Source organism: Bradyrhizobium sp. U87765 SZCCT0048, assembly GCF_018131225.1.
In the GTDB taxonomy this organism is placed as follows: domain Bacteria; phylum Pseudomonadota; class Alphaproteobacteria; order Rhizobiales; family Xanthobacteraceae; genus Bradyrhizobium_A.
Genome location: NZ_JAFCMM010000003.1, coordinates 260,001 through 282,514, shown reverse-complemented (window position 1 = coordinate 282,514; position 22,514 = coordinate 260,001). Strand labels below are relative to the sequence as shown.

The window sequence follows — 22,514 nt, the reverse complement described above, 5'->3', positions numbered from 1 at the left end:
GATCCTCCTCAATGCCGGGTTTGTGCGGGGGCGACGACGGTGTGTTCCTCGACCGCCAGCGAGGTCACACCGGCAACGAATTCGCGGGCGTCGGCGACGACCGCCTGCCAGTCGGACGAGGCCAGCACGCGGTCCATGGTCGCGGCGTCCGCGAACCACAGTTCGGCGATGCCGTCGATCGTGCCGCCGGCGGGGCCTGAAGCGACGCGGTTCTGCACGTAGCCGGCGACGCCCGGCACGCGCCGTACGATGGCGGCGTGCTCGACCAGCCAGCGGCGGTCGAATGTCGCGTCGTCGATGCCGTCCTTGCGGGAGAGAATGGAAATGCGCTTGATCATGAGATGTCCCCTCGCAAAGTTACTGCTTGAAGTCGGACGGCTTGAGCGCGGCCGTCACGGCGTCACTGTAGGTCGCGAGCTTGCCGTCCTGCCAGTGCGCCCATTTGTAGTCCGGTCCGGCGAGTGCCTCGTGCTGCGTCCGCGAGAACGGATGATCGTAGATCTTGATATAACCATCGTGCCGGCTGTTGAGATCCTCGAGCGCGGTCCGCAGCGCCGCGCCGTCGGTGCTGCCGGCCTGGCGGATCGCGAGGGCGAGCAGCATCATCGCGTCATAGCTGTGCGCCGCGAGGTGGAACGCACCGGGATTGAGCTTGGGGCCAAGGCGCTCGAACAGCTGCTGCTGGCGCGGCGTGCGCGCGGGATCGACGGTGCGCAGGAAGATCGGCCGATCGGCGAGCCTGGGACCTGCCGTGTCGATGAAGCTCGGATTGTCGGCGGCCCACGAGCTCAGGACCTTCGGGAAATAGCCGATCTTGTCCATGCTGCGCAGCAGGTGGCCGAGCGGCGCGCCCTGTGCCCACACCACCAGCGTGTCGACGCCGGCGGCTTTCAGCTTGGTGAGCTGCGAGGTCATGTCGGTGTCGGCGACGCCGAACTTTTCGGTCATCACCGGCTTGAGGCCGAGCAGGGCGCCGACCTCGGTCATGTCCTTGAGGCCGCCCTGGCCGTAGCCCGTCGTTTCGACCGCATAGGCGATGCCTTTCGCGGCGGGATCCGCCTTGGCATAGGCGAGCAGGCCGCCAACCTGGGCGCGGTCGCTCATCGACACGCGGAACATGTAGTTGTCGCCGCCTTCGCTCAGCGGCCTGGTAATGTCGCTGCCCGAGGCCAGCGGCACAATCACCGGAATGCGCTTCTGATTCGGGATCTGCTTCCAGGCCATGGCATTGCCGGAATTGGTCGGCCCGAGGATCGCGACGACTTTCTCACTGTCGATCAGGTCGCTCATGTTCTGGATCGACTTCGGCGGCAGCGCCAGATCGTCACGCGCGACGATCACGAGCTTGCGGCCGAGCAGCCCGCCGCCGGCGTTGATGTCATCAGCGGCCAGCTGCATGGCGAGGACGGCCGCTTGTCCGCTCGAGGCGGACGGCGATGCGGAGAGATCGCCGTTGAAGCCGATCTTGATGTCCGCGGTCTGTGCCGCGGCCGCGCCGGCGAACAGCGTGGCGGCGAAGGCGAGAAGGGGAAGGCGTGCTGAAGGCATCGTGCACCTGGATCGCTTGGCAGGATGGCGGGCGCGCTCCGACGGCGCGCGCCGCCTCGTTCCCGGAGCGGACGGTATCCGCATCCGGGCTGGCTGGTGGCGGGGTATGCGAGGCGGTTAGCCGGCGGCGGGCGCGTAGCGATCGATGCCGGTCTGGATCCACTTCGTGTACATCGACAGCAGCTCGGGCGACGCCGGATCGAGCTTCATGATGCCGCCGATCATTTCGCTGGCGAACATGAAGGCGACCCATGCGGTGAGCTCGACGATTTCCTCGTCGTTGAAGTGGCGGCGCAGTTCGTCCCAGATGGCGTCGTCGACACCGGTCGGACGCTCGGCGACGGCGCGGCCATAGGCGACGGCCGCAGCGAGGCGCGGATCATCATAGGTGCCGACCGGCTTGCCCAGTGAGGCGCAGAACGCGCAGCCGCTGTGCTGCGCCACCATGCGCCGCACCTCTTCCTTCAATGCCGGATGCAGAACGCCGGAGAAGCGCATGGCTTCGTCCATCGCCATCCAGCTCTTCGAGATGTCCGGACGCAGGCTCATGATCTTGCGGAAATGGCTGCCGGGAACGGTGGTCTTGCCTTCGAGGCGCGGCATCGTGCTGTCTCTCCCTGTATGCGGTGTCGCGGCTTGGGCCGGCTGTTGCTTCCGAGCGGTGGTCCGCCCCGACATCCTGACGAATGGTCCGTTCGCCGCGACGAGGGCCGTTGGCCGGCATCCGCGCGAGCAGGCATCATGATAAGCATATGGCGAACAAATTTGTAAATGACAAATAATCCCACGATATGGGAATGACGAACAAATTCGCAGTATACGAATGAATTTGCCCATGCGGTTGGCGCCGCGGCGAAGATCGCGCGGGCGCGCGGCGTCACGTTAGATATCGCTGGAAGCGTGCCGGGGAAGGAGAGCTAGGCGCCGCCGGCAGCGATGTCGCGGCGGTTGAAGAAACGCACCACGATCTCGCGGCCGTCCTGCGGCGGCGAGGCGAGGCGCGATTTGAACCAGGCCTTCTCGCCCGGCTTCAGCGCGGGCTGATCGAGCACCGCGTTCCACGCATAAATTTCCGTACCGTTGGCATCGCGTACCAGGAAGCGCAGGCGCGGAATTTCGATCGGCTTCTTTGCAACATCGACGATGTTGCCCTCGATGATCAGGACTGGCTTGTTCTCGACAAGCTCGGTGGAAATGCGGACGTCCTCGAAGGCGAGGCCGCGCAGGTTGACCGACAGCCCGACCATTCGGAAGAAGGCGGCGGTTTGCGGCATCACCCTGACCACGTCGGCTCGCCACACGATCAGGCCGAGCACCAGCATGCCCATCACGCCGCATGCGATCGGCAGGCCGAACGGGATCGCTCCAGGGCGGGCGAGCGGTCCCAGCGACAGCGCCGGGAGGCGCAGGCGGGCGAGCCACGAGCGGCGGGTGTCCTCCATCGTCTCGTCGTCCTCACGCGCCAGCGCGGTCCACTCGGCGTCGTGCGCGGCGGGGCCGGCATCGTGCGGCAAATCGTCGGGCAGGTCGCTGGTGATCGACGGACTTTCGACTTCCGGAATGGAATCATGCGCCGGGTCGTCGCCGAGGTCGTCATCGGCCGGGATGCCCCAGCCCGGATCGTTTTCGTCGACTATCGAGGAATAGGCGGGCGTCTGCTCGGGATAGGCGAGCCAGGTTTCACGGCAGCGAGCGCAGCGGACGGTGCGCCCGGTGGTGCCGAACGAGGTCGGGTCGACCGCATAGGACGTTGCACAATGGGGGCAAACGATCTGCATGGAACCTGTCGCCATAACGAGAGCGTTGAAGTGTTAGCATCCGTCCGTTAACGAACCGGAAACCATAACGGACGCACAACCGCTTTCGGGAACGGACCGCACGGCGCGGATCCCGGAAGGTCTGTGGCATGCCGTGCGGTTTGTATGTAATTCGTTGAAGTACAAGGGCTTTTGACGGTGCGGCAGGATGCCCGGCGCCGCCGGGCTGTTGGCGAACGGAGCTGATCTTGGTCCGGTTCGAAAACGTCGGTCTGCGCTACGGGCTCGGCCCCGAGGTCCTGCGCGATCTCTCGTTCCAGATTCCTGCCCACTCGTTCCAGTTCCTGACCGGGCCCTCGGGTGCGGGCAAGACCTCGCTGCTGCGCCTGCTGTTCCTGTCGCTGCGGCCGACCCGTGGTCTGGTCAACCTGTTCGGCCAGGATGTGTCGCTGCTCGGCAAGGACGCGATCGCCGATCTGCGCAAGCGTATCGGCATCGTGCTGCAGGACTTCCGTCTGCTCGATCACATGACCACTTATGAGAATGTGGCGCTGCCGTTTCGTGTAATGGGGCGCTCGGAGTCGAGCTATCGCAAGGAGGTCATCGACCTGCTGCGCTGGGTCGGTCTCGGCGAGCGCATGGATGCGCTGCCGCCGATCCTGTCGGGCGGTGAGAAGCAGCGCGCCGCGATCGCGCGCGCGGTGATCGCACGGCCGCTGCTGCTGCTCGCCGACGAGCCGACCGGCAACGTCGATCCGACGCTGGCGCGGCGGCTGCTGCGGCTGTTTATCGAGCTGAACCGTTCGGGCACCGCAGTGGTGATCGCGACCCACGACATCGGGCTGATGGACCAGATCGACGCGCGGCGCATGGTGCTGCACGAAGGACGGCTGCACATCTATGAGTAGGACCGGCGACCATCGTCGCGGCATGATGGATCTTGGCGGAAGCGAACGTCCGCAATTGCCCGCGAAGGCGCGCAACGCTTCGCCGATCGTGCCGCGCGCATCGATCTCGGGCAGCGCCCTGGTCGCGGTGGTCGCGATCATGACCTTTCTGGCATCGCTGACCACCGGCGCAGTGCTGCTGGTGCGGGCGTCCGCGGCGGAGTGGCAGTCGGATGTCGCCAGCGAGATCACCTTGCAGGTGCGGCCGGCGCCGGGGCGCGATATCGAAAAGGACGTTCGCGCGGTCGCCGATGCCGTGCGCGCGCAGCCCGGCGTCGTCGACGTGCGTCCGTTCACCAGCGAGGAATCGGCCAAGCTGCTGGAGCCGTGGCTGGGCACCGGCCTGTCGCTCGACGATCTGCCGGTCCCCCGGGTGATCGTTGCGCGCGTCGCCTCCGATGGCTCGCTCGATCTCGCCCGCTTGCGGGGCCGCGTCGCGCAGGTCGCGCCGTCGGCCAGCGTCGACGATCATCGCGCCTGGATCGAGCGGATGCGCTCGACCACCGGGGCGACGGTGTTCGCTGGCATCGGCATCCTGGCTCTGGTCATCGCCGCCACCATCATCTCGGTGTCGTTCGCTACCCGTGGCGCCATGGCCGCCAACCGTCCGATCGTCGAGGTGCTCCACTTCGTCGGCGCCGGTGACCGCTACATCGCCAACCGTTTCCTGCGCCACTTCCTGCTGCTCGGCTGCGAAGGCGGGGTCATTGGCGTCGTCGGGGCGATGCTGCTGTTCGGCTTCTCGGAATCGATCGGCCGCTGGTTTTCCGGCACGCCGGTCGGCGACCAGTTTGCGGCGCTGCTCGGCACCTTTTCGCTGCGGCCGTCCGGCTATCTGATTCTGCTGGCGCAGGCGGCGCTGATTGCCGCGATCACCGGCTGGGCCTCCCGCCGGACGTTGTTTGCGACGCTGGAAGACATCGATTGACGCCCGCCTGTCGGGCGGTCCGTTTTGGGGTCGCAGCAAAGCCGGAATTTGCGCTAGAATCCGCGTCCGGGTCCAAGACCGGCCTGATCCGCGGCCGGCGCGGGCCGGACGGACGATTTCGGGTGAAAAGAGGGGAGTTGACCGACGCCGGGCCGCAGCGGGCCGCCGTCGGAGCAGAACGATGGCGCACGAGCCGAACGACCTTGTCATGACGACGACTGCCGGACAATCGTTGCCGGCCGCCGCGCCGCGTCGGCGGCGGCCGCTGCTGGTCGCGTTGCTGGCGGTCCTGCTGGCGGCCGCGGGCGTCGGCATCGTCGGCGTCGCCGGTTTCCTGGTCTTCCTGGCGCGCCTGCCGGTCAACGAGGTCAAACCACCGCACGATGCCGACGGCATCGTGGTGCTGACGGGCGGATCGTCGCGCATTTCGGACGCCATGGAGCTGCTCGCGGTCGGCTACGGCAAGCGGCTGCTCATCTCGGGCGTGCACCCGACCAACGGCGTCTCCGACATCCAGCGCTCGCTGCCCGACAGCCAGCCGCTGCTCGCCTGCTGCGTCGATCTCGACCGCTCGGCGGTCAATACCCGCAGCAATGCCGTGGAGACGCGGCGCTGGGTGCGCGAGCGCGGTTTCCGCTCGCTGATCGTGGTGACCTCGAACTACCATATGCCGCGTGCCATCGTGGAGCTGTCGCACGCGATGCCCGACGTCGCGCTGATTCCGTTTCCGGTGGTCGGCGACAAGTGGAACGACGAGCCGTGGTGGACGAGTGGCGCGGCGATGCGGCTGCTGATGCTGGAATATGCCAAATATGTCTTCGCCGAAGTCCGTGTGCGGCTCGACCGCTGGGGCCTGAGCACGATGATCGCATCCGGCGGCACCGGATCCGGCAATCAGATGCGCAGCGATCCGGGGCAGCCCGGCGTGCCGAGCGTCGTCGCCCGCAGGTCCAGCCTGTCGATCAACTGGGAATGACCATGGTCTCGATTTTTCTGCGTTCGCTGATCTTCAACGTCCTGTTCTATATCGTTCTGGTCGGGCTGATCATTGCGGGCATTCCGACCTTCGTGATGCCGCGCTGGGGCATTCTCGGCATCGCGCGCACCTGGGCGCGCTGCAGCATCTGGCTGATGCGGGTGATCTGCAATACCAAGGTGGAATATCGCGGCATCGACAAGATTCCGAAGGGACCGCTGATCGTCGCCGCCAAGCATCAGTCGATCTGGGAGACCTTCGCGCTGCTGCAATTCTTCGAGGAGCCGCTCTACATCCTCAAGCGCGAGCTGAAGTGGATCCCGGTGTTCGGCTGGTATCTGGCGAAGGCCGACATGATCGGCGTCAATCGCGGCGCCGGCGGCCGTACCCTTCTCGAGATGGCGCGCGCCGCCCACGACGAGGTGCAGCGCGGGCGCCAGCTCATCATTTTTCCTGAGGGCACGCGCCGGCCGGTCGGCGCCGAACCGCGCTACAAGTACGGCGTCGGCCAGATCTATGTCGACTGCGAGGCGAGTTGCTTGCCGGTCGCGCTCAACTCGGGCCTGTTCTGGCCGCGCCGGACCTTCATGCGCTACCCCGGCACGATCGTCGTCGAATTCCTCGACGTGCTGCCGCCGGGACTGACACGCGATGAATTCCTGGCGCAGGTCTCGAGCGCCATCGAGACTGCGACCAATCGGATCGTGCAGGACGGGCGAGAGGAGCAGGCGCGCCTGTTCGGCCGCCCGTTGCCGGCTGCCGATCAACCGTCGTCGGTCTAGGCTGGCGCTTGCGGCATCGTCAGCGATGCAGGGCGGCCTCGCCGCGCAGCCGCGCCGCCAGCTGGTGCAGGGGCGCGTCATGAATGCCGCGGGCCTCGAGGGCTTTCACCGTGGCGAGCACGTACTCGACGTTGGGGCCGGCATGGCCGTGGCCCTGGCGTACGAAATGCAACTGCTGATCGAGGCTGAGACGGCCGGCGTACTGGTCGTGGCCACGGTCGGACACGTAGACCACGGCGCTGACCCGCTCTTGCGGGTGGTTGCGCAGCCAGACCGAACGTTTGACCTCACGGTAGACGCTGGTTACCTGTTCGCGCGCGCGCAGGTAGGCGATGGTCGCATCGCGCTGCTCGTGCGCGACGCGAAACGCGATCCCCTGGCAGGCGCCGCCGCGGTCGAGGCCGAGCACGAGCCCGGGGGTCTCCGGCGTGCCGCGATGCACGAAGGAGTAGATGCAGAGCGCACGATGTTCCCCGATCAGCCGCGCCGGCACCTGCTCGACGAAAGCAAAGCCTGGATTCCAGATCAGCGAACCGTAGCCGAACACCCACAGGTCGCCGTCGGGAAAATCGGCCGGGGAGAGGGTTTTTGCCGTCATTGCGTCCACTTGATTGCGCCTGTGTCTGTCTCACGGGGCGCGGACGAGTTCAATGCCTTTAGTTGCCCGCAGATTCTGGATATGTATCCGCCAAACCCGGGCGCGGCAGCCGCGCCCCTGACGTGATCGAGGATGCTTGATGCCAGTCACCATTGACCCGCCGCGCCGCCGCTCCCGCTGGACGCTCTACGCGGTTCCGATCGTGGTGCTGATCCTGGCAGCGGCGTGGAGCGCGTTCTGGTTCTACGCGTCGTCGCGGATCGAGAGCGAACTCGACGGCTGGCGGGCCCGCGAGGCCAAGTCCGGGCGGATCTACGACTGTACCAATCGCTCGGTGGCCGGCTTCCCGTTCCGCCTCGAGCTGCATTGCAACGGCGCCAGCGTGGCGCTGGTGTCGCAGACCGCCGAGCAGGCGGCGAGCGGCACGCCGATGACGGTGCGCCTCGCTGACATCTTCGTGATCGCTCAGGTCTACGACCCGCAGCACATCATTGCCGAATTCACCGGCCCGGTGAGCTTCACCGATATCGGCCAGCAGCCATCCTTCGTCGGCAACTGGAGCAAGGGGCGGGCGAGCGTGATCGGGCTGCCGTTCTCGCCGCAACGTACCTCGTTCGAGTTCGATGCGCCGGCGCTCGATCGTATGGTCGACGACCGCCCGGTGCCGCTGCTGCGAGCCAATCACGCCGAATTCCATGCGCGTCTCGCGGATGGCTCGGTGGCCGACAATCCGGTCATCGAGACGGTGTTGCAGGTACAGGGCGCAAGTCTGCAAGGCGTTCACGCTGTACTGCAGGTGCCTTTCAACGCCGATATCCGCGCCACGTTGCGCGGCCTCAAGGACCTGTCCCCGAAGCCATGGCCGGTGCGCTTCCGCGAGATCCAGGCGGCGGGCGGCCGCATCGACATTACCCAATCGCGCGTCGAGCAGGGCGAGGTGCTGTCGCTCGCTGCCGGCTCGCTCGGCATCAATGCCAACGGCAAGCTCGACGGCCAGCTCGAGATGACGATCGCGGGCCTCGACAAGATCATTCCGGCTCTCGGGCTCGATCGCCTCATCGACCAGGGTGTGTCGCAATCGGCGATCGACAAGATGGCGCCGGGCGTCAGTGCGCGCGACGTCAACAATGTGATCGGCGCGCTCGACAGGATGATTCCGGGCCTCGGCAATCTCGCGCGCAAGAACGCCAACGCGGGACTTGCTGCCGGCATCAACATGCTGGGACAGCCGACGACTCTCGAGGGGCGCAAGGCGATCGCGCTGCCGCTCAAGTTCGTCGATGGCGCGATCTTTCTCGGTCCGCTTCAGGTCGCCCAGACGCCGCCGCTGTTCTGAGGCCGTGCCCGTGGCCCGGCGCGAAGGTGCAATGAGGATCGATAAACACGGGCATCCGCGGCGGCTTGCATCATCGTTGCGCGAAGAAGCGCGTGTCGTATTTCACCGGGCCTTTGAAGTCGCTGGGCGCGGTATCCCGGATCAGGATGAACAGCGTATCCCAGATGTCTTGAGGGCGGGCCCGGCCGGACGCTCGGGCGAGCTTGCCGTAAGTCCAGATGCTGCAATGGCGTGCATAGCTGCCGAGAGTAGCAAAATGGTGTGGGAGCTGCCGTGGCATCACAAGCGCCAGGGCAGCCGGCAGTGCGAGGCCGGGCAGAAGTGGTTGCCACGACCACAGCCAGATCGCGGCGGCCGCGCCGGGCGCCAGCACGATGATCAAGACGGCCATGCTCGCCGGGCGCAATTCCAGGCCGGGCAGGCTCAGATCCAGCTCTCTCGATAGATCCCGCTGGAGGCGTTCGCTGCCGTAGGCATTGAAGACCTTACGCATGTCGGTCTGCGGTGTCAGGCGTTGCGTGTGGCCAAGGTGCCGCAGCGTCGCGCGGACGCGAAAGAATGCAAGAGCAGTCGGGCAGCCGCGCGTCGGCGCGCCTGTCGTGTTCAGTTTCGACGATACTACCTCGAAAAATTGTCCGAACGTCTCGCAGCGGGAAGCCTCGGCACTGGAGATTCCGATGCCAAAAACCTTCTCGGTCGTCCGAATGACATCGACGTCGTCGCCATCACCAACCAGATTGAAGCAGTTCTCGGCCTTGGCCATGCACGCACTCCAGCATCGTCGAGGCAATGGGGTGCGGCGGATGCTACTTGTCCGCCTCGTCGCCGCCCTTGGGCAGCGGCGGATGTGGCCGGCCGAAGTCGGGGCTTGCGGTCTCCTGGCCGAGATTGACGATGCCGCGGCGGATCGCACGGGTGCGGGTGAAATGGTCGAACAGCACCTCGCCATCGCCGCGGCGGATCGCACGCGTCAGCTTCGACAGGTCTTCCTGGAAGGCGCCAAGCATTTCCAGCACGGCGTCCTTGTTGCTGAGGAACACGTCGCGCCACATCGTCGGGTCGGAAGCAGCGATGCGGGTGAAGTCGCGGAAGCCGCCGGCAGAGAACTTCAGCACCTCCGAGCGCGTCACGTCCTCGAGTTCGTCGGCGGTGCCGACGATGGTGTAGGCGATTAGGTGTGGCAGGTGGCTGGTGACCGCGAGCACGAGATCGTGGTGGTCAGCGGTCATCACTTCGACATTGGCACCAAGCGCCCGCCAGAACGCCGCCAGCCGTTCGACCGCGGCGGTGTCGGCGCCTTCGGGCGGCGTCAGGATGCACCAGCGATTGATGAACAATTCGGCGAAGCCGGCATCGGGACCCGAGTTCTCGGTGCCGGCGACCGGATGTGCCGGGATGAAGTGGACGGTGTCCGGCAGGTGGGGCGCCATCGCCCGCAGCACCGATCCCTTGACCGAGCCGACGTCGGAGACGATCGCTCCCGCCTGGAGATGGCCGCCGATATCCGCCGCGACGTCGGCGCAGATGCCAACCGGCACGCAGACGATGACGAGATCGGCGCCGGTGACGGCTTCGGCATTCGAGGCCGCCACCCGGTGGCCGAGCCCGATCTCGGCGGCGCGGGCTCTCACCTCGGCGGAGGCATCGGTCACCACCAGTTCGCCGGCGAGGCCGAGCTGGCGGACGGCGCGCGCGATCGACGAGCCGATCAGGCCGAGGCCGATCAGGGCGATGCGCTGGAATTTCGGAGGCACGGTCATCTCAGCGTCCCATGAAATCGGTGAGCGCCTCGATCACCAGGCGGTTGGCTTCCTCGGTGCCGATGGTCAGCCGCAGTGCATGGGGCAGCTTGTAGTTCTTCAGCGCGCGCAGGATCAGGCCGCGCTGGGTCAGGAACGCATCGGCTTCATCGGCGGTCCTGCCCTTGTCCACCGGGAAGTGGATCAGGACGAAGTTCGCGACGCTCGGTGTCACCTTGAGGCCGAGCTTGCCGATCGCATCGGTGAGCTTGTCGCGCCAGAGCTCGGTATGGCTGCGGGCTTTCTCGAAATGCCCGGCGTCTTCCAGCGCGGCGACGGCAGCGAGCATCGCGGGGGTCGATACGTTGAACGGCCCGCGGATGCGGTTGACCGCATCGACGATGTGCTCCGGGCCGTACATCCAGCCGATGCGCAGCGCCGCGAGGCCGTAGATCTTGGAGAACGTCCGCGTCATTACCGTATTGTCGGTGGTGGCGACGAGCTCGATGCCGGACTCGTAGTCGTTGCGCGCAACATAGTCGCAGTAAGCGGCGTCCAGTACCAGCAGCACGTTCGAGGGCAGGCTGCGGCGCAGCCGCTTGACCTCGTCGAACGGCAGATAGGTGCCGGTCGGGTTGTTGGGATTGGCGAGCCACACCAGCTTGGTGCGCGGCGTCACGGCGCGCAGGATGGCGTCGACATTGGCTGTGAAGTCGGTCTCCGGCACGATGATATTGGTCGCGCCGTTGCTCAGCGTCGCGATCGGGTAGACCAGGAAGCCGTGGGTGGTATGGATCGCCTCGTCGCCGGGGCCGAGATAGGCATGGGCGAGAAAGTTCAGGATTTCGTCGGATCCGGCGCCGCAAATGATGCGGCTGGCATCGAGGCCGAACTTGCGTCCGATCGCCTCGCGCAGCACCTGGGACGATCCTTCCGGATAGTCCTCGAGGTTCGCGGCTGCCGCGCGGTAGACCTCGATCGCCTTCGGTGACGGGCCGAACGGCGTCTCGTTGGCCGAGAGCTTGAATACCCTGCCGGCATGCCCGTCCCCGCTCTTGCCGGGCGTATAGGGGGCAATTTCGAGAATGCCGGGCTTCGGCACTGGGCGGGACATCTGATCGAACTCCGAAAAACGCAGAAGGTGCGGCGCGGCGGGGATCAGGTCCCGGCTGCGGCGCCGTTCGCTGGCACTGTATAGCGCGTCGCGTGGCTGCCGACGAGGGCGACCGAGCGGATCGAGGTGCCGGCGGCCACCAGGGTCGAGGTGATGCGGGACAGCGGATGCTCCCGCGACACCGACACCAGCAGCGCAGCGCCGTCGAACGCGCCATCGGGGACCGCGACGATCTCGGCGAACGGCGACAGCGCCCGTGCGACGTCGGCATTCCAGCCGGAGACGCGGATGCTCCACATCTCGACGTCGGTGACCATGGCGTCGTCGGCGACCCGCGAGATCACGAACACTGGCAGCGCGGCCGGATGGTCGGCGCGCTCGATGAAGGGCAGGCGGGCGATGATTTTCGGCGCGCCCGGCGCCTCGAGCGGAATCCACCACGGCGAGATGCTGGCGACGGCCGGCACCAGCGCAAGGTCGCCCTTCGACCTGGCCGCGGCTTCTACCGCGGCAGGGGCGCTGAAATGCGCCGTGAACGGCACGGTGAAGCCGAAATGGAAGCGCGCGGAATCGCGCATCGACGATTCCCCGGGCGACAGGTCGGCATGCACCGCGAACGGCGCTTGAACGTAGGTGAAGGTCGAGATGATGACCCGCCAGATGCTCTCCACCGTATCGAGCGGCAAGATGCCGTGATGGCGTTGCACCAGGCGCCGCATCATGTCGGCCTCGCGCGCCGGCCGGAACGCCGAGCCGACCTCCTGGGTCTGCTTCACCGCGATCAGACGGTCGATGATGTCGGCGCGCTGCATCAACAGTTCGTGCACCTGCTCGTCGATGCGGTCGATCTCGCGACGCAGTTCCTGCAGCATCGGCGGCGCGGGGGGAGACTGGGACATTATCTTCAAAAACCTTGCGATGGCGTGCGCGCTGCCCTGCGAGGGCTGGGCCGGTACGGATTGCAGGGCGCGTGCCCCGCATTCGAAGTTCGTGAGAGATCCCGGCGCGCTCCTGCACGAACTTCGGATGCAGGAGGGCGCGGCGCAGGAACGCCGGATCGGCGGCGCTGGCAAGGCATTGATAGGTAAGACGGAGGGCGAAATCAAAGAAAACATGGTCGTTGCCGGCCGTCCGCAACGCCGCGGCGGCACGAGGCCGCCGCAGTGCCCGATCTTGACGGGACGCGACCACGGGACTAAGACCATGCCTGTTCCGTGGTCATTTGAGCCGGCCGGCTTGCAGCCACGTTAAAAAACTCGCTAAACAGGCCGGGGACAGATCAAATCCCGGCCGAACCGTGGTTCGTGCCGGTTTTTTTGTGCCCGGACCCCGGTCAACTCGGTAGGTCTGGAGACGCCATGTTCGCGCATGCCACGGCAGCCATATCCGACCCGCGACGACCGCGGCGCCGGCGGGGCGTTGGCGCCATCGCATGCCTGTCCCGACATGGTCTGACTGGACATGACCTGACTGGACATGGCGGGTGTTTCGGAGAGGTCCGATGGATACGTTGAATCTGCAATCAGCCCAGCTGCAGGCGCATGTGCGCGAGGCGGACCAGCCCACCTCGCAGGTTGCGCAGTTCAACAGTGACACGCCGCTGCATCTCGATTGCGGCGTCGACCTGGCGCCGTTCCAGATCGCCTACCAGACCTACGGCGCGCTCAATGCGGCGCGCAGCAACGCCATCCTGATCTGTCATGCGCTGACCGGCGATCAGCACGCGGCCAATATTCATCCGGTCACTGGCAAGCCGGGCTGGTGGGACATCATGATCGGTCCGGGCCGGCCGATCGATACCGACCGCTACTTCGTGATTTCCTCGAACGTCGTCGGCGGCTGCCTCGGCAGCACCGGACCGGCGTCGATCAATCCGGCCACCGGTAAGCCCTGGGGCCTCGATTTCCCGCTCATCACCATTCCCGACATGGTGCGCGCGCAGGCGATGCTGATCGACCGGCTCGGCATCGACACGCTGTTCGCCGTCGTCGGCGGTTCGATGGGCGGCATGCAGGTGCTGCAATGGGCGGCGGCCTATCCGCAGCGCGTATTCGCGGCGTTGCCGATCGCTTGCGCGACGCGCCACTCAGCTCAGAACATCGCCTTCCACGAGGTCGGTCGGCAGGCGGTGATGGCCGATCCGGATTGGCGGCAAGGGCGCTATTTCGAGCACGGCGTACGCCCGCAGCGCGGTCTCGGCGTCGCGCGCATGGCCGCGCACATCACCTATCTGTCGGACGCGGCGTTGCATCGCAAGTTCGGGCGGCGGTTGCAGGACCGCGCCATGCCGACCTTCTCCTTCGATGCCGATTTCGAGGTCGAGAGCTATCTGCGCTATCAAGGCTCCTCGTTCGTCGAACGCTTCGACGCCAACAGCTATCTCTATCTGACGCGGGCGATGGACTATCTCGATATCGCGGCGGATCACGACGGCGTGCTGGCGCGCGCGTTCCGCGGCACGCGTACGCGTTTCTGCCTGGTGTCGTTCACCAGCGACTGGCTGTTCCCGACAGCCGAGTCGCGCAACGTGGTGCATGCGTTGAACGCCGGCGGCGCACGGGTCTCGTTCGCCGAGATCGAGACCGACAAGGGGCACGACGCATTTCTGCTCGACGTGCCTGAATTCCACGATATCGCGCGCGCCTTCCTCAACTCGGCCGCCGTGGCGCGCGGCCTCGGCAACACGGATGCAACGACATGACGGCACAGAGCGAAGCTCTCCAGGCGACGGGCGGTCTCGCGCGTCCCGCCGATGCCTATCGCGGCGACCATCTGCTGGTCGCGGCAATGGTTGAGCCGGGATCGCGGGTCCTCGATGTCGGTTGCGGCGAGGGAGACCTGTTGCGGTTGCTGGAAAGCCGCGGCGTCGATGGCCGTGGCATCGAGCTGTCGCGCGAGGGCGTCAATCACTGTGTCGCCAAGGGCCTTGCGGTGATTCAGGGCGATGCCGACACTGATCTCGTCAACTATCCTGACGACTCCTTCGATTACGTGATCCTGTCGCAGACGCTTCAGGCGACGCGCCAGCCCAAGGTTGTGCTCGAGCACCTTTTGCGCATCGGGCGACGCGCCATCGTCTCGTTCCCTAATTTCGGGCACTGGCGGATGCGGCTTCAGCTTCTCGTCAAGGGCCAGATGCCGCGCACCGAGCACCTGCCGGCGACATGGTACGACACCGCCAACATCCACTTCTGCACCATCAAGGATTTTGTGCAGCTGTGCGACGAGATCAACGTCAAGATGGAGCGCGCGGTGGCGCTCAATCTCAATGGGCTGCCGCTGAGGCTCAACGCGCCGTGGTGGTTCTGGAACATGTTCGGCGAGCAGGGCGTCTTCCTTCTCAGCCGTGGCGGTCGTTGAGCGATTAACTTTCGTTTCAGCAATCGGGCGCCATCGCGGCGTGGAACCCCACTGAATCGTCACATTGTCATCGCGACATGACCACGAAATGGTTGCGTCGCGACCATATTGCGCCTTGCTCTCGTCACATCAGATTCGTTTTTCGCACGCGGATGACGGGCCCCTTGCGGGGCCCGTTGGATTTGGGGGTGTCACTAGGGATACATGATGATCGAATCGACTACGTTTCGCCTGCCACTGCGGCATGTCGCGCTCGCGCTGTGTTCGGTGGCAATCGTCGCGCTCGCGACACCGGCCTCGGCGAGGCCTTCTCACGGCGCCAGCCGTCACGTTCATTCCCATTCTCATGGCCAGCACGTTCGCCATCATGGTGTGCGGCACCATGGCCGGCACTATCGGCATGCGCGTCGCGTGGCCGTGCCGCAGGACGAAGCCGCGATGTCGCCGTGGGAGAACCCGGCATTCGCTGGCCCGGCACCAGCCTTTGGTGGCTCTGACGTCGTCGCCGAGGCGCGCCGCTACATCGGCAGCGGCAATCCGACGGACCGTCGCAGCCTGTGGTGCGCGCGTTTCATGAACATGGTCCTGCAGCGTTCAGGCCACAAGGGCACTGGCTCGGACATGGCGCGCTCGTTCGCGAGCTACGGCCACCGGGTGTCCGGACCGCAAGTGGGCGCCATCGCGGTGATGAGCCGCCGTGGCGGCGGACATGTCGGAGTGGTCAGCGGCATCGATGCCAAGGGCAATCCGATTGTCGTGTCCGGCAATCACGGACGTCGCGTCGCCGAAGCGGTCTATCCGCGTGCGCGCGTGTATGCCTACGTCATGCCGTCGAGCTGAGCTGCTCGCTCGCAACGATCGGATCGCCGGCGGTCACGGTGCCGCCGGCGACCACCTCGGCATAGACGCCGCAGTCGTCGTGCCCATAGCGCCGCATCATGTCATGCGGCAGCGTCAGGTCCCGCAGCCCCGTCAGCGGATCGACGTTGACGGCGGCACAGCGCACGATCCGCTTGGTGATCGTCAGCCGCACATTCCCCACCGCGAGCGTTCGGCCGATCAGGTCGAACTCGTGCCACGCGGGCCACCCCGCGATATACACATTGGCGCGAAAGCGCAGAGGGTGCACCGGCTGGCCCGTGAGCGCCGCGAGTTCGGCGACGCTGGCGAGGTTGATCAGCGACACCACCTTCTTTGGCGTGTCGGAGAAGCTGTGTCCCGGCGCCTCCAGCACCCTGGGTGGCCCCCGCAACTCCCGGGCGAACGTCCTGGCGAAAAAGCGCTCGATAGCGGTGCGCCCTTCGTCGGTCTGCAGGTTCCCGCGGGCAACCTCCTCGCCGTGATGATGGATCGCCAGCTCATGGCTGGCCGGATCGTAACGGCTCTCGAGCGCGGCCAGGCGCTCGTTGCGCATCAGCATCAGGAAGTGGATCTTGGGCAGGTGGCGCGGCGCGGCCAGGTCGAGGCCGCTCGGACCGTTCTCGATGGCATAGCGGCGGTCGAGAGGCAGGGGTTCGCCGGCCTGAAGGTCGACGCTGGCCATCGGCTCGGGTGACAGCCCCTTGACCGGATAGCGGTAAATGCTGGCGACGGTGCCGCTTGCGCTCATGGCTTCGATTGGTAGGAAATCCTTGGCCGAGTCGCCAGATCCAAAGCCGGCCCGGCGGGTGGGTTCCGTCAGGAAAATCCTCATTTTCCGAAGGTTTACCCCCTTCCGTTGCGCCGCGACCGCTCCCACATGAGGATCGGGTCGGGGCAATCAACCGAGCCTAAAAGACAGACGACCACGGGTGTGTTGACCAACATCAACGACGCACGGGGAACCCCCAATGACGATGTCGGGGAATGTGCCTTCGGGGCATTCGCGGCAGGCCGAGGGAAAGGACGACCATGAATATCGAGAAGTATACGGAACGCGCGCGGGGATTTATCCAGTCTGCGCAATCGCTGGCGTTGCGCGAGGGGCACCAGCAGTTCACCCCGCTGCACATCCTGAAAGTGCTGCTGGACGACAGCGAGGGCCTCGCTGGCGGCCTGATCGACCGCTCGGGCGGTAACTCGCGCGCGGTGCTGCAGGCGACCGAGGCGGCGCTTGCCAGGATGCCGAAGGTGTCTGGCAGCGGTGCCGGACAGGTTTATCTCGCGCCCGCCACGGCGCGGTTATTCGAGGCAGCGGAACAGGCGGCCGAGAAGGCGGGGGACAGCTTCGTCACCGTCGAGCGGCTGTTGCTGGCGCTGACGCTGGACAAGGACAGCGACGCCGGCGCGCTGCTTAAGCAGGGCGGCGTCACCCCACAGAACCTCAATGCTGCCATCAACGCGCTGCGCAAGGGACGCACCGCGGACAGCGCCGCGGCGGAGAACGCCTATGACGCGCTGAAGAAATATGCCCGCGACCTCACCCAGGCAGCACGCGACGGCAAGCTCGACCCGGTCATCGGCCGCGACGAGGAGATCCGACGCACCATCCAGGTGCTGTCGCGCCGGACCAAGAACAATCCGGTGCTGATCGGCGAGCCCGGCGTCGGCAAGACGGCGATCGTCGAAGGCCTGGCGCTGCGTATTCTCAATGGCGACGTCCCGGAGAGCCTTAAGGACAAGAAGCTGCTGTCGCTCGATCTCGGTGCCCTCATTGCGGGTGCGAAGTATCGCGGCGAGTTCGAGGAGCGGCTGAAGGCCGTTCTGCAGGAGGTCACGTCGGCCGAGGGCGGCATCATCCTGTTCATCGACGAGATGCACACCCTGATCGGCGCGGGCAAGGCGGACGGCGCGATGGATGCGTCGAACCTGCTGAAGCCGGCGCTGGCGCGCGGCGAGCTGCACTGCATCGGCGCGACCACCCTCGATGAGTACCGCAAGCATGTCGAGAAGGACGCGGCGCTGGCACGGCGCTTCCAGCCGGTGTTCGTCAGTGAGCCGTCGGTCGAGGACACCATCTCGATTCTGCGCGGCCTCAAGGACAAGTACGAGCAGCACCATGGCGTGCGCATCACCGACGGCGCCATCGTCGCGGCGGCGACGCTGTCGAACCGCTACATCACCGACCGCTTCCTGCCAGACAAGGCCATCGACCTCGTCGACGAGGCCTCGGCGCGGCTGAAGATGCAGGTCGATTCCAAGCCCGAAGAGCTGGATTCGATCGACCGCGAGATCATTCGCCTGAAGATCGAGCAGGAGGCGCTGAAGAAGGAGACCGACGCAGGCTCCCGGAGTCGGCTGCAGACGCTCGAGACCGAGCTTGTGGATCTCGAGAAGCGCTCGGCCGATCTGACATCGCGCTGGAGCGCGGAGAAGGGCAAGCTGTCGGACGCCCAGAAGCTAAAGGCCGAGCTCGACCAGTACCGCGTGGAACTTGCCAACGCCCAGCGCCGCGGCGAATTCCAGCGCGCCGGCGAGCTCGCCTATGGCAAGATTCCGGACCTTGAGAAGCGGCTCGCCGCGATCGAGGCCAGCGAGGCCAATGGCGCCATGGTGGAGGAGGCGGTGACCGCCGACCACGTCGCGCAGGTGGTGTCGCGCTGGACCGGCGTGCCCGTCGACAAGATGCTGGAAGGCGAGAAGGAAAAGCTCCTCAAGATGGAGGACAGTCTTGCCAGGCGCGTGATCGGACAGAGCGAGGCGGTGCGTGCGGTGTCGACCGCGGTGCGCCGTGCCCGCGCCGGCCTGCAGGATCCGCACCGGCCGATCGGCTCGTTCATGTTCCTGGGGCCGACAGGCGTCGGCAAGACCGAGCTGACCAAGGCGCTCGCCGAGTACTTGTTCGACGACGAGACCGCGCTCGTGCGCATGGACATGTCGGAGTACATGGAGAAGCACTCGGTTGCCCGCCTGATCGGCGCGCCTCCCGGCTATGTCGGCTATGACGAGGGCGGCGCGCTCACCGAAGCGGTGCGCCGGCGGCCGTACCAGGTCGTGCTGTTCGACGAGATCGAGAAGGCACACCCGGACGTGTTCAACGTGCTGCTGCAAGTGCTCGATGACGGCCGCCTGACCGATGGTCAGGGCCGCACCGTGGACTTCCGCAACACGCTGATCATCATGACCTCGAATCTCGGTGCCGAGTTCTTGGTGAACCAGCCCGAAGGGCAGGACACCAGCGCGGTGCGCGATCTCGTGATGACGGCGGTGCGGGCCAACTTCCGGCCCGAGTTCCTGAACCGGATCGACGAGATCATCCTGTTCCACCGCCTGCAGCGGAGCGAGATGGGCCGGATCGTCGAGATCCAGTTCGGCCGGCTGCAGAAGCTGCTGGAGGATCGCAAGATCACGCTCAAGCTCGAGGTGTCGGCGCGCGACTGGCTCGCCGACAAGGGGTGGGACCCTGCCTATGGCGCCCGCCCGCTGAAGCGGGTGATTCAGCGCAGTGTGCAGGACCCGCTGGCCGAGATGATTCTCAGTGGTGACGTCCGCGACGGCGACACCGTGAAGATCGCGGCCGACAAGCAGGGCCTGACCTTCAACGGCAAAGCCGTCGAAGGCTTCGATGACGAGGTCTTCGCCGCCCGCAGCTCGTCCCGCGCGGCGCGCGGCAACGACGGGCCGCATACGACGCACTGAGCGACGGCAGCAAGTTCACTGCAAGGGCCGGGGATTCCCCGGCCCTTGGCGATTCTGTCTCCGGATATGGCTAACGTTTCATGACCGCTCGCATCCGGAACCCGCGATATTCGGGGTGAAATTCTTGTTTCCTTCGACCTAAAGTTGACGAAGTCGAGGGGAAGCGCCATGCGAACGATCTTCAAGACGGTGAAGCTTGCAGGACGCGCGGCGGTCTGGCGACCGACGCGCGATATTCCGGATGTTGGCGCGCGGGCGCTCCTTGGGTGGTGCTTTCTCTACCTCACGATCGACATTGCGACGCAATACGCGCGCAGCTACTCGCTCCTGACGTTTGATCCATATGGTCTGAACGGCTCGGTTGCTTTCCTCGCGGGCTATCTCGCCATCGTCGCGCTGTTCATGCCCTCGTCGCGGAGAATGGCATCGCTCGTAGCGCTGGTGGTCCAGGGCATCATGGTTGCGCTGGCCGTCGAGCTTGCGATCAAGTTTGTGCCCGGCCTGCGGTCCTGGTGGCGTGACAGTGCGCCGTCGTGGGGCTGGTTTCTGGCCATATTCATCTGGATCGTCGGCATCTATGTCGCGCTGCTGAGAAGCGGGCATCAGCGATCGGGCTGGTTGCGGGCGCTGACGCTGTCGTTCGGCCTTGCCCTCGCGGTCACGGTCTTCGGCAACGCCTTTCCCTATGCCCCGACGTTCATCGGAAAAGACTACAAGCAGTCACAGTCGAATTTGTGGGAGGCGTTTCGTGAAGCGCAGCGGCGCGCGGGCGAGGGTGAAAAACCACGTAGCGTGGACCGCGGAGCGGTCGAGCTTGCTCAAGGGCGTTTGATGGATGCGGCGATCAGCGGACTCAAGCCGCAGCGCCCGGGACATGTCGATGTCTACACGATCGGCGCTGCCGGATGGTCGCCACAGGATGTGTTCGTGAAGGAGCTCGATGGCGCCATGGGCGCGTTAGCGCACACGATGGACATCGAGGGGCGAACGCTACGTCTCGTCAATCATCCGGATACGGTGACGAACATGCCGGTCGCATCGCGTCAGAATTTCGCGGCCGCCGTTCATGCGGTCGCGAAGACAATGGACCCGGCTGAAGACGTCCTCGCCATTTTTCTGACGTCACATGGCTCGCCTGACGGGGTGGCACTCCAGCTCTATGGGGCGTTCTATCGCGATTTGTCGCCAGACGATGTTGCCGAGACCCTAAAGGCGGAGGGAATCCGGAACCGCATCATCATCGTTTCCGCCTGCTACGCCGGCGTTTTCCTGAAACCTCTGTCCGACGAGCATTCGATCGTCATCACCGCATCGGATGACAAAAGTTCGTCGTTCGGATGTTCGAACGAACGCGAGTGGACCTATTTCGGTGACGCCTTCTTCAACCAGAGCATTCGGCCGGGCGTCGATTTGCCGACGGCATTCGCGAAGGCCACGAGCCTGATTGCGGAGTGGGAAGCGCGGGACAAGTTGCCTGCTTCCCATCCACAGGCTCATTTTGGCGCGGCGTTGCTGCAGAAGCTTGCCGTTGCCGGGGCGCCCGGGCTGGAAGCTGCCGCGGACCGATAATCCCGATTCCCCGGGGCGGGGGTGTCATACGTCAGTTGTCGATGGAAAGCGCAGCGGCTTAGCGGCTCGTGGTCGTTCCGACAGATTCGAGCGCGTCCTGGTTGGAGAAGCTGAAGCCCTGACCCTTGCCGGCCCGGGCAGCAGACGCCGGCGCCGGTTGGTTCTGCGCGACGCGGGCGGGGCCGCCGCCGCGGCTGCTCATCATGGTGTCGAGGCGGTCGCGCTCCTGCTCGAAGCCTGCGAGCAGCGTTCCGTCGAGCGAACGGCCGCGCGGCAGCTTGACGCGCATCGGATCGACGAAGCGTCCGTTGACCAGGATTTCGTAGTGGACGTGAGCGCCGGTGGAGAGCCCGGTCGAGCCGACGAAGCCGATGACCTGACCCTGACGCACGCGCTTGCCGGGCTCCATGCCCTTGGCATAGGCGCTCATGTGGCCGTAGGCTGTCTCATAGCCGTTGGGATGCTTGATGCGGATGTACTTGCCGTACCCGCCCGACCATTCGGCCTTCTCGATCACACCATTGCCCGAGGCGAAGATCGGCGTGCCGTAGGCGGTCGCCCAGTCCACGCCGGTATGCATCTTGGTGTAGCCGAGGATCGGATGGCGACGGCCGCCGAACGGCGACCGCATGATCGCGTTGTTGACCGGCTTGCGCACCAGGAACTTCTTCGCGCTCTTGCCGGTCTCGTCGTAGAAGTCGACCACGCCGTCGTCGGGGGTCTGGAAGCGGTAGTATTTTTTGGTTTCGCCGCCGATGGTGAGCGAGGCGTACAGCACCTCGTTCTTGTCGGTGTTGCTCGGCGTCTCGTCCTCGCCGGCGTAGAACACCTCGAACGAGTCGCCGGCCTGAACGCGGCGCTGGAAGTCCACATCGTAGGAGTAGATGCGGATCATGTCCTCGATGACCGGGGCGGGGACCTTGTTGCGCAGCGCGGTCTCGTAGATGCTCTGGTAGAGCCGCACGCCGGTGCCGTCATCATCGTCGTCGCTGTCGTCGGTGTTGTCGGCGGTCTCGGCGGTGCTGTTGAGGCTCTGCACGTCGACGGCGACATACTTGCCCATGTCGGACAGCGCGGCGACGGCTTCGACCGTATTGTCGTTGGCGACGATCACCCGGTAGGGCTGCAGCCGCTGGCCGGGCGCTGCGGCGACCATCAGGATCCGTAGCTTCTGGCCTTCCTTCAGGCCGCCGTCACGACCGCGCGGGCCGAGAGTGGCGGCGATCGATTTGGCTTCCTCGGGCGTAGCGCCCTGGTCGCGCAGGATCGAGATGACGGTATCTCCCTTCTTGACGATGTGAAT

The 22,514-nt window shown here is 65.7% G+C and carries 21 protein-coding genes and 1 riboswitch (1 of these 22 only partly in view); of the genes, 10 read left to right on the top strand and 11 right to left on the bottom strand.

Going from position 1 to position 22,514, the window contains the following annotated elements:
* Positions 1-8: 8 nt before the first annotated feature.
* The 4 genes from JQ639_RS19885 to JQ639_RS19870 all read right to left on the bottom strand — a co-directional run bounded on the left by JQ639_RS19885 (position 9) and on the right by JQ639_RS19870 (position 3,326).
* Positions 9-338, bottom strand: a complete 330-nt coding sequence (locus JQ639_RS19885) for an EthD family reductase (RefSeq protein WP_211968001.1) — start codon at positions 336-338, stop codon at positions 9-11.
* Positions 339-357: 19 nt separating this feature from the next.
* Positions 358-1,548 carry an ABC transporter substrate-binding protein gene (locus JQ639_RS19880; RefSeq protein WP_211968000.1) on the bottom strand — a complete coding sequence of 397 codons (1,191 nt, stop codon included), beginning with the start codon at positions 1,546-1,548 and terminating at the stop codon, positions 358-360.
* A 117-nt stretch (positions 1,549-1,665) separates the two neighbouring features.
* Positions 1,666-2,151, bottom strand: coding sequence for a carboxymuconolactone decarboxylase family protein (locus tag JQ639_RS19875; RefSeq protein WP_211967999.1), 486 nt, complete (start codon positions 2,149-2,151; stop codon positions 1,666-1,668).
* Between the two features lie 314 nt (positions 2,152-2,465).
* On the bottom strand, positions 2,466-3,326 hold the full coding sequence (locus JQ639_RS19870) for an MJ0042-type zinc finger domain-containing protein (RefSeq protein ID WP_211967998.1): 861 nt from the start codon (positions 3,324-3,326) through the stop codon (positions 2,466-2,468).
* Positions 3,327-3,553: 227 nt separating this feature from the next.
* Between JQ639_RS19870 and ftsE the strand changes: the two genes are divergently transcribed.
* The 4 genes from ftsE (at position 3,554) to JQ639_RS19850 (ending at position 6,938) form a co-directional block, all read left to right on the top strand.
* A complete protein-coding gene (gene ftsE, locus JQ639_RS19865) occupies positions 3,554-4,213 on the top strand; it encodes a cell division ATP-binding protein FtsE (protein WP_211967997.1) in 660 nt (219 codons plus the stop codon).
* Complete coding sequence (locus JQ639_RS19860) at positions 4,206-5,180, top strand: cell division protein FtsX (protein WP_211967996.1); 975 nt, start codon at positions 4,206-4,208, stop codon at positions 5,178-5,180. The genes ftsE and JQ639_RS19860 overlap by 8 nt, the downstream gene beginning before the upstream one ends.
* 208 nt (positions 5,181-5,388) lie before the next feature.
* A complete protein-coding gene (locus tag JQ639_RS19855) occupies positions 5,389-6,156 on the top strand; it encodes a YdcF family protein (RefSeq protein ID WP_211967995.1) in 768 nt (255 codons plus the stop codon).
* 2 nt (positions 6,157-6,158) lie between these two features.
* Positions 6,159-6,938 (top strand): lysophospholipid acyltransferase family protein, encoded by a 780-nt coding sequence (locus tag JQ639_RS19850; protein WP_211967994.1) that lies wholly within the window; start codon positions 6,159-6,161, stop codon positions 6,936-6,938.
* A gap of 19 nt (positions 6,939-6,957) precedes the next feature.
* On the opposite strand, the gene JQ639_RS19845 is transcribed toward JQ639_RS19850, so the two are convergent.
* Positions 6,958-7,536, bottom strand: coding sequence for a gamma-glutamylcyclotransferase (locus JQ639_RS19845; protein ID WP_211967993.1), 579 nt, complete (start codon positions 7,534-7,536; stop codon positions 6,958-6,960).
* Between the two features lie 139 nt (positions 7,537-7,675).
* Here JQ639_RS19845 and JQ639_RS19840 point away from each other — a divergent pair, with 139 nt between their 5' ends.
* Complete coding sequence (locus tag JQ639_RS19840) at positions 7,676-8,872, top strand: DUF2125 domain-containing protein (protein ID WP_211967992.1); 1,197 nt, start codon at positions 7,676-7,678, stop codon at positions 8,870-8,872.
* A gap of 70 nt (positions 8,873-8,942) precedes the next feature.
* On the opposite strand, the gene JQ639_RS19835 is transcribed toward JQ639_RS19840, so the two are convergent.
* Genes JQ639_RS19835 through JQ639_RS19820 form a run of 4 tightly spaced genes read right to left on the bottom strand, consistent with a single transcriptional unit; the run spans position 8,943 to position 12,624 of the window.
* Positions 8,943-9,635: a hypothetical protein gene (locus JQ639_RS19835; RefSeq protein ID WP_211967991.1), complete on the bottom strand. Its 693-nt coding sequence runs from the start codon at positions 9,633-9,635 to the stop codon at positions 8,943-8,945.
* A gap of 43 nt (positions 9,636-9,678) precedes the next feature.
* Positions 9,679-10,632 carry a prephenate/arogenate dehydrogenase family protein gene (locus JQ639_RS19830; protein ID WP_211967990.1) on the bottom strand — a complete coding sequence of 318 codons (954 nt, stop codon included), beginning with the start codon at positions 10,630-10,632 and terminating at the stop codon, positions 9,679-9,681.
* 1 nt (position 10,633) lies between these two features.
* Positions 10,634-11,725, bottom strand: coding sequence for a histidinol-phosphate transaminase (gene hisC, locus JQ639_RS19825; RefSeq protein ID WP_211967989.1), 1,092 nt, complete (start codon positions 11,723-11,725; stop codon positions 10,634-10,636).
* Between the two features lie 44 nt (positions 11,726-11,769).
* Positions 11,770-12,624, bottom strand: a complete 855-nt coding sequence (locus JQ639_RS19820) for a chorismate mutase (RefSeq protein ID WP_211967988.1) — start codon at positions 12,622-12,624, stop codon at positions 11,770-11,772.
* 305 nt (positions 12,625-12,929) lie between these two features.
* Positions 12,930-13,009, top strand: a riboswitch (SAM riboswitch).
* A gap of 217 nt (positions 13,010-13,226) precedes the next feature.
* Here JQ639_RS19820 and metX point away from each other — a divergent pair.
* From metX to JQ639_RS19805, 3 genes are all read left to right on the top strand, one after another.
* Positions 13,227-14,426: a homoserine O-acetyltransferase MetX gene (metX, locus tag JQ639_RS19815; RefSeq protein ID WP_211967987.1), complete on the top strand. Its 1,200-nt coding sequence runs from the start codon at positions 13,227-13,229 to the stop codon at positions 14,424-14,426.
* Positions 14,423-15,085, top strand: coding sequence for a methionine biosynthesis protein MetW (metW, locus tag JQ639_RS19810; RefSeq protein WP_211967986.1), 663 nt, complete (start codon positions 14,423-14,425; stop codon positions 15,083-15,085). Before metX ends, metW begins: the two co-directional genes overlap by 4 nt.
* Before the next feature lie 207 nt (positions 15,086-15,292).
* On the top strand, positions 15,293-15,925 hold the full coding sequence (locus JQ639_RS19805; RefSeq protein WP_211967985.1) for a TIGR02594 family protein: 633 nt from the start codon (positions 15,293-15,295) through the stop codon (positions 15,923-15,925).
* Here the strand turns inward: JQ639_RS19805 and JQ639_RS19800 are convergent.
* On the bottom strand, positions 15,909-16,694 hold the full coding sequence (locus JQ639_RS19800; protein ID WP_211968511.1) for an MOSC domain-containing protein: 786 nt from the start codon (positions 16,692-16,694) through the stop codon (positions 15,909-15,911). The two genes, JQ639_RS19805 and JQ639_RS19800, sit on opposite strands and share 17 nt — an antisense overlap.
* 281 nt (positions 16,695-16,975) lie before the next feature.
* Between JQ639_RS19800 and clpB the strand changes: the two genes are divergently transcribed.
* Both clpB and JQ639_RS19790 read left to right on the top strand, forming a co-directional pair.
* Positions 16,976-19,642 (top strand): ATP-dependent chaperone ClpB, encoded by a 2,667-nt coding sequence (gene clpB, locus JQ639_RS19795; RefSeq protein WP_211967984.1) that lies wholly within the window; start codon positions 16,976-16,978, stop codon positions 19,640-19,642.
* 168 nt (positions 19,643-19,810) lie between these two features.
* Positions 19,811-21,211 (top strand): C13 family peptidase, encoded by a 1,401-nt coding sequence (locus JQ639_RS19790; protein ID WP_211967983.1) that lies wholly within the window; start codon positions 19,811-19,813, stop codon positions 21,209-21,211.
* A gap of 58 nt (positions 21,212-21,269) precedes the next feature.
* Here the strand turns inward: JQ639_RS19790 and JQ639_RS19785 are convergent, their stop codons facing one another.
* Positions 21,270-22,514, bottom strand: the 3' portion of a protein-coding gene (locus JQ639_RS19785) for a M23 family metallopeptidase (protein ID WP_211967982.1). 870 nt of this gene lie beyond the right edge of the window; 1,245 of the gene's 2,115 nt are visible here — the last part of the coding sequence; its start codon lies off the right edge, out of view; the stop codon is at positions 21,270-21,272.

What these genes read in the sequence shown, in the direction of transcription:
- JQ639_RS19885 (WP_211968001.1), bottom strand. Translation starts at nt 338, where the DNA reads ATGATCAAGCGCATTTCCATTCTCTCCCGCAAGGACGGCATCGACGAC.
- JQ639_RS19880 (WP_211968000.1), bottom strand. Translation starts at nt 1,548, where the DNA reads ATGCCTTCAGCACGCCTTCCCCTTCTCGCCTTCGCCGCCACGCTGTTC.
- JQ639_RS19875 (WP_211967999.1), bottom strand. Translation starts at nt 2,151, where the DNA reads ATGCCGCGCCTCGAAGGCAAGACCACCGTTCCCGGCAGCCATTTCCGC.
- JQ639_RS19870 (WP_211967998.1), bottom strand. Translation starts at nt 3,326, where the DNA reads ATGCAGATCGTTTGCCCCCATTGTGCAACGTCCTATGCGGTCGACCCG.
- JQ639_RS19860 (WP_211967996.1), top strand. Translation starts at nt 4,206, where the DNA reads ATGAGTAGGACCGGCGACCATCGTCGCGGCATGATGGATCTTGGCGGA.
- JQ639_RS19855 (WP_211967995.1), top strand. Translation starts at nt 5,389, where the DNA reads ATGACGACGACTGCCGGACAATCGTTGCCGGCCGCCGCGCCGCGTCGG.
- JQ639_RS19850 (WP_211967994.1), top strand. Translation starts at nt 6,159, where the DNA reads ATGGTCTCGATTTTTCTGCGTTCGCTGATCTTCAACGTCCTGTTCTAT.
- JQ639_RS19845 (WP_211967993.1), bottom strand. Translation starts at nt 7,536, where the DNA reads ATGACGGCAAAAACCCTCTCCCCGGCCGATTTTCCCGACGGCGACCTG.
- JQ639_RS19840 (WP_211967992.1), top strand. Translation starts at nt 7,676, where the DNA reads ATGCCAGTCACCATTGACCCGCCGCGCCGCCGCTCCCGCTGGACGCTC.
- JQ639_RS19835 (WP_211967991.1), bottom strand. Translation starts at nt 9,635, where the DNA reads ATGGCCAAGGCCGAGAACTGCTTCAATCTGGTTGGTGATGGCGACGAC.
- JQ639_RS19830 (WP_211967990.1), bottom strand. Translation starts at nt 10,632, where the DNA reads ATGACCGTGCCTCCGAAATTCCAGCGCATCGCCCTGATCGGCCTCGGC.
- hisC (WP_211967989.1), bottom strand. Translation starts at nt 11,725, where the DNA reads ATGTCCCGCCCAGTGCCGAAGCCCGGCATTCTCGAAATTGCCCCCTAT.
- JQ639_RS19820 (WP_211967988.1), bottom strand. Translation starts at nt 12,624, where the DNA reads ATGTCCCAGTCTCCCCCCGCGCCGCCGATGCTGCAGGAACTGCGTCGC.
- metX (WP_211967987.1), top strand. Translation starts at nt 13,227, where the DNA reads ATGGATACGTTGAATCTGCAATCAGCCCAGCTGCAGGCGCATGTGCGC.
- metW (WP_211967986.1), top strand. Translation starts at nt 14,423, where the DNA reads ATGACGGCACAGAGCGAAGCTCTCCAGGCGACGGGCGGTCTCGCGCGT.
- JQ639_RS19805 (WP_211967985.1), top strand. Translation starts at nt 15,293, where the DNA reads ATGATCGAATCGACTACGTTTCGCCTGCCACTGCGGCATGTCGCGCTC.
- JQ639_RS19800 (WP_211968511.1), bottom strand. Translation starts at nt 16,694, where the DNA reads ATGAGCGCAAGCGGCACCGTCGCCAGCATTTACCGCTATCCGGTCAAG.
- clpB (WP_211967984.1), top strand. Translation starts at nt 16,976, where the DNA reads ATGAATATCGAGAAGTATACGGAACGCGCGCGGGGATTTATCCAGTCT.
- JQ639_RS19790 (WP_211967983.1), top strand. Translation starts at nt 19,811, where the DNA reads ATGCGAACGATCTTCAAGACGGTGAAGCTTGCAGGACGCGCGGCGGTC.